4 protein-coding genes are annotated in these 5,627 nt (G+C 31.5%); 1 reads left to right on the top strand and 3 read right to left on the bottom strand.

Features of this window, described 5'->3' with window-relative positions; genetic code table 11:
* Both F6K22_RS42585 and F6K22_RS29675 read right to left on the bottom strand, forming a co-directional pair.
* The coding region (locus tag F6K22_RS42585) for a helix-turn-helix domain-containing protein (RefSeq protein WP_363273500.1) at nucleotides 1-57 on the bottom strand (57 nt) is incomplete at its 3' end.
* Between the two features lie 820 nt (nucleotides 58-877).
* On the bottom strand, nucleotides 878-2,839 hold the full coding sequence (locus tag F6K22_RS29675) for an ATP-binding protein (protein WP_293106449.1): 1,962 nt from the start codon (nucleotides 2,837-2,839) through the stop codon (nucleotides 878-880).
* Nucleotides 2,840-3,174: 335 nt separating this feature from the next.
* Here F6K22_RS29675 and F6K22_RS29670 point away from each other — a divergent pair, with 335 nt between their 5' ends.
* Nucleotides 3,175-3,339, top strand: a complete 165-nt coding sequence (locus tag F6K22_RS29670) for a hypothetical protein (protein ID WP_293106446.1) — start codon at nucleotides 3,175-3,177, stop codon at nucleotides 3,337-3,339.
* 83 nt (nucleotides 3,340-3,422) lie between these two features.
* On the opposite strand, the gene F6K22_RS29665 is transcribed toward F6K22_RS29670, so the two are convergent.
* On the bottom strand, nucleotides 3,423-5,048 hold the full coding sequence (locus F6K22_RS29665) for a hypothetical protein (RefSeq protein ID WP_293106443.1): 1,626 nt from the start codon (nucleotides 5,046-5,048) through the stop codon (nucleotides 3,423-3,425).
* Nucleotides 5,049-5,627: the final 579 nt, after the last annotated feature.

Genomic DNA, 5,627 nt, shown 5'->3' with positions numbered 1-5,627 from the left:
CAGATTTTCCTGTTCAGGAGTTGGGTAGAATCTAAATTTGTACGCTTTTTCGACCATCTACTGTTTATTTGTCAATGTTTACATTGTAGCATATTATATGTGAAACCACAACATTGATTGGTTTTCCCATGCGACGCTCCCCTGCGGGAGAGCGCGGGTCAAGGACCAACGTTGAGATAAATCAAAGGAAAATCAAAATAGTAATTTCACAGTTCTAATTTTGATACTCTATTAATCATAGAATATTTGGCGTTGCTGAATAGTAATGATTTTTAGATTAAGCATTAACCAAAAAAATAGGCGTTGGTAATTGGTGGGATGATTTTCTACGCTTAGCTGATACCCATCACTTACTCTGGTTAAATATTTAGAGGTATTAGAAACAGATTACTCTTAAAGTTTAATCTCTTGATTTACCAACGCCAAAAAATATCTTTTCGGATTTTACCTTGACCTACTGACCATTAAATTTCAGCAACGCCGAATATTTGGCGGAGAAACTATAACGCTATAGTTTATTTACTGTTAGGTTTGATCAATTAAATTGTCTTAAAGATGTTTTGCTTGGGTAGGACGATGCTGATAATTTTTGAGTAGTCAAATAATCAGAAAATATTTAGCGGAGAAACTATAGCGCTATAGTTTATTTACTGTTCAACTAGGCAAAAGACAAAGAGATGTTTTGCTTAGGTGGGCTTATCTACCTATAGATTTTGAACAACCCAATAATAACACAGTCTTCCCAGTTAAGAATTCCATAGAAATTATTTTAATCCCTGGAATTAGAGAAGAGCGACCTTAAGCAGGTCTACTCTCTAGCAAATAGAGACAACTCCTCTACACAAAAAAAACTATAGTTCTACATATTAGAAGATAGTTATTTTGGTGGAGTAGTCCATTTACAATCAAAAGTTTTATCTGGTAATTTTTGCAAGCTAATTACTTTAATATTTTGAGGATGAGTTTCACCTGTTTGACTTTGAATATCAACAATTTCATAACCAATATCATTTAATTCTTCTGTTAAAGATACATAGCCAAAATATCCATAAGCATCCTTAATTTGTTCTCCCTGTTTTGGAACTTCAGGTATATCCCAACAAACTATAAAATTAGTTACAGTAAAAGGATGATTATATTCATCAGCTTCGGAAAAATTGTATTTATATTCTAGTCCTTTGTAAGCTGTATATTTGAAAGTATTTTCTTCTAAAGGAAGAGCTATACTATCGATACCAAAACCACGAAAAGTTATTGGGCGTACCCATAATTTTGCATAAGGTGAGTCAACAGTAACTAGATGAGAAAACATGGTATATAATGCTCCAACCCAATGTTCTTCTCCTTTTTCTGGTTCTACAATCCATTTATCTTTTAATTGTTCTATATTGTTAACTTTAAATCTTGTTCTATATTGAATACCTTTTTTAAGCTTATCTAATTTTTGACGATACGTATCTAATCTTGTTTCTTCATTTTCCTTGTTTAATCTTTCAATCAATTCGCGAAAAACAGGAACTTTTCCTTGAGCTTCATCTTGAGCTTCATCTAAAAAATTTTTTATATGTTCTAGGAATGAATTGTCTTTTAAAATTTGTTTAGAAGCATCAGTCAAAGAATTTCTATTTGTCACTACGTTAAAACTACCATTAATTATCAAAATATAATGAGATTGAGCTTTTTTATCTGCAAGTATGGAATATTTTTCTAATGATGGATGCTCAAAAATTTTGTTGTAAGGGCAAATTTTTACACCTTCAGATGAAATAAAAGTTCCTCTTTGATCTACTAATTTAATTCCAGATTTGCTATGGCGTTTTCTACCTAATTCTGGATATTTATCTAATGCTCTTTTATTTCCATCTATTGCTAAAGTAATACAATAAGTTATTTCCTCATGTAAAAAAGTAGAACAATAACGGCCTGAAAAATGACCATGATAAAGACTGGATAATTGATTAGGAGTTTTGATTTTTTCAGTGGCATCAGGTTTTTTTAAATAAGGATATCCTGGCTTAATTTCATATAACCCATATTTATTATGTCTAATCATAGACCATAGAAACAGTTTACATCGATCGTTGTATCCAATAGTTTCTTTAAATGAAATTTCTCTCTCTTTAGGAAAACCTGTATAGCTAGGTCTCAGTATTCTCATGTCGCCATGTCTTGTATTGAAGCGGATATAGTTCTTCAAATAAGACCATTCATTTTTTCCATATTCATTTGAAGAATAAAAATCTGAGAAGTCTTGAACTTCTAATCCCTCAACAATAATCATTGTTCCTTGACGATTAAAATCATTAGTAAAAAAATCTTGATTTAATTTATTAAGTATATTTTTAGTTGGATTTTTTGGTCTAGGAAAAAGTTCACTTAGAGTATCCCAAGGTTTATCATCAACCTGAGAAGAAATATCAAATAATTCATTAAGATTTTTTTGGGGATTATCTATTGATATGTATCGCCACGAAGTTTCACCTGAACATCTAGTAATAATAGTAATTTTTTTAGATGCAAAACAAAGTTTAGAACCTTGACATTTATAACCAATAGAGTCTCCTGGAACTTTTGTAGTTCTTCCAATTGAGAAAAACGCACGATAAGGAGTGATACCATTAGTTTCTTCTGTTTCACTTAAACCAATACCATCATCAAAAAATATAAATCCTTTTTCTTGTAAAAGTGGATATATTTTAATTTGAGAAGCCTTAGCATCATAAGAATTAGAAATTAATTCCCGAATAACTTCACATGGATCTTCACGATTAACAGAAAGTTCAGATAGTATATGGTTATAAGAAATAACAGGATGTAGTGGCTTTCTCGGTTCTGACATATTAATTCAATTAGTTCAGTATTCTCAGAATATAATAGTCGAAGTATAAATAAAATAGAAGCGAAAAATTACGGTTATAGGGTGTAAGTTGAATCATCATATTTATCAAACTAAACTGTCGGGGTTTGGTTACTAAACCCCATATTATAAAAAAATCACTCTGAATTATTGATAGTATTATCCAATGTCGGGTTTGGGGAGTTATAAAAACCCGCGCGTTAAACGCCGAGGAAACATAAACTCCCCAAGATTAAAATAGATAACTCGATGTTATCTATTTGAAGATTTTATGCCATAGTTTAAAGTATAAAGATAAATATTTTAGGTCGAGCCAAATGATAATTTATGAGTTTAAAGCTCAAGCTAAACCAGAACAATACAAAGCAATATATGAAGCTATTCATACTTCTGAGTTAATCCAAAATTTTATGATAATTGCCAGAAAAGGATTAAAGGTAAAAAAAGTATTCCTAAGTTCAAAAAACATACTCGTTCTGTAGAGTACAAAACTTCTCAATGGAAACTTTCAGCAGACGTCGAAAGCAATTACTTTTTCAGATTGGATAACTTAATCAATAAAATATTATGGATTTGAACTATACAACTTAGTTTCCAACTCTTGCAAAATTTGCTTTCTATTTTGATTCCCCTTAAACCGCTTAAAAATATCAAGTTCCTGCTCTAACTTTCTTTCTCCTCCATCACCAATAACCCAACTAACTTGATTAATAGCATTCATAATTCCACTATAAGCAACCTCTCCAGAAAAATTACCTTCCTCAGTAATTCCTAATTTAATTTTTTCCTTTATACTCATTTCCAAAGTCGAGGCGATCGCTACTAAACCTACTGCTCCCATTAAAGCTTCTCCACCTTTCAATACTTTGACTCCTGCTAATACCCCAACACCACCACTAACTACAGCATCATCCACTCCCTCAATTAACATACCTTTTTGAACAGCAATATTACCAAACCTATTTGTAATTTTTTCTGAACTTTCCATCTGTTTGACAAAATTTTCTGCTTTCTTCAATTTGCGAAAAACTGTGTGAAAATCATTTTTATTTACTTTCAAATCTGATTCAAAATATCTATCTCTTAAAAGCTGATATACAATTTTACAAATCCTGGGAATTTCAGCTTGAAAAATTACACTATCTAAATTTTTTATAATCCCATTATCTACTTTTGCACCTTCCCTAAGTTGTTGATAAACAGATAAATATTTACGATGCTTACTATTATCTATTTCTGGGTTACTATAAATCAAATTTACGATTAACATATCTATTCTTAGCGCCATTGAAGTTGCACTTGCTAATAAATATTGATCTTTTAGATCCCTGGCGATCGCTGAATTTAAAATAATTGCATCTAACTTTCTAAATTTATCTAAATTAGGTAAAGGTTCTCCAGATTTAATATATAGATAAATTCCTTTCAAATTATGCTTTTCAACTTCCATTAAATTGCCAGAATCTAAAACTTGTTCCAAACCTTTATTAATGCCAACCCACCGAGAATTTTCACTGGCAATTCTGTAGCGTAAACCAATCAGTGAATCTATATTTGATGACTCTACAATAAAATCTAATAAATTGAGTGCTGCCAAATCATAAGTATATAAACCAGAATTAATTCTGTTATAAGCTTCTAAACATCTAGTTTTACTTCTTTCATAAATTGATGCACGAATTACTAAACTATTTATCCGGCGGTCTAGGTTTAATTCGGGATTATAAAAAGTATGTAAAACTAGGAAAGCATCATTACCTTGTAAACCACATTTTTGTAGTCGTAAAGTCGAGCCTTCCGTACTATTGGGGCGAATTCTTACATTATAGCTTTTACCTGATTTAATAGTAACTTTCTGAGTACCTCCCTGATTAGCAGTCTGATAACCAACAAAGATATGATATATTTCTTCTTGTTCTAAATTATTTTCTGTTTCTTGCCATACTTCTGAATTAGTTTGCTGTTTTTTTAAAGTAGATTTTTTGGCAGTCTCTCGGAAATATTTACTAACATCCGATGCTTTATTACTGATAACTTCTTCCATTTCTGAAGCTTTCTTTTTAGCTGCTTCTGAGGCTTGCTCGCTGATTGATTTACTGGCTTTAGATACTTCCTTGCCGAGATTTTCTCTGACTTCTGATGCTTTGTTAGTTATTGATTTCCACAAGGATGATTCCTGTTTTTTCTTCATTGTGTTTCTTGCCTAAGATTACCGAAAAATTAATAATTAATAATTAATAATTAATAATTAAATAATTCTGGTTTAAAGCCTCCCCTTGGATAGGGGAAAACAAAGAAAATATTCCTTATATTCAATTCCCGTGCGGTTTTAACCAGAGGTAATTATCAATTATCAATTATCCATTATCCATTAATGAACTTCTCTATTTATCTTGTATAACACTAAGTTAATTGGTTGGGACAATAAATTTAGGCTCAAAGGTAATAGGGAATAGAAAAAATGTCCTAATCTTAATGGGTAGCGCTATATCAGACTCAATGTTTGAGAGAGTAATAGAACCTTTGAAGTAGGTAGGCAAAATTAATGCCAAATAACTGCAGCAAGTAAATTTCCCCAAAACATTGTGAAAGTAAGTCGCCAACACATCGCTGATACTTCCCTTAACAGTCAGCTCTCCTACCTAACTTCTTCTGTTCAAAATTAACTTTATTTATGACCAGGTACTTATTGACATCCTCCCGACACTGCTCTACGAGATAGCGCGGGATTCCCTAGCATTGCTGATAGGGACTTTCACCACAATAGTTT

It is taken from the genome of Okeania sp. SIO2F4 (assembly GCF_010672385.1).
Taxonomy (GTDB): domain Bacteria; phylum Cyanobacteriota; class Cyanobacteriia; order Cyanobacteriales; family Microcoleaceae; genus Trichodesmium.
The sequence above is the reverse complement of the archived record's forward strand: the minus strand, read 5'-3'. Positions and strand labels throughout refer to the sequence as shown.

Excerpts from the sequence above, each read along its gene's own strand:
- F6K22_RS29675 (WP_293106449.1), bottom strand. The coding sequence starts at position 2,839 with ATGTCAGAACCGAGAAAGCCACTACATCCTGTTATTTCTTATAACCAT.
- F6K22_RS29670 (WP_293106446.1), top strand. The coding sequence starts at position 3,175 with ATGATAATTTATGAGTTTAAAGCTCAAGCTAAACCAGAACAATACAAA.
- F6K22_RS29665 (WP_293106443.1), bottom strand. The coding sequence starts at position 5,048 with ATGAAGAAAAAACAGGAATCATCCTTGTGGAAATCAATAACTAACAAA.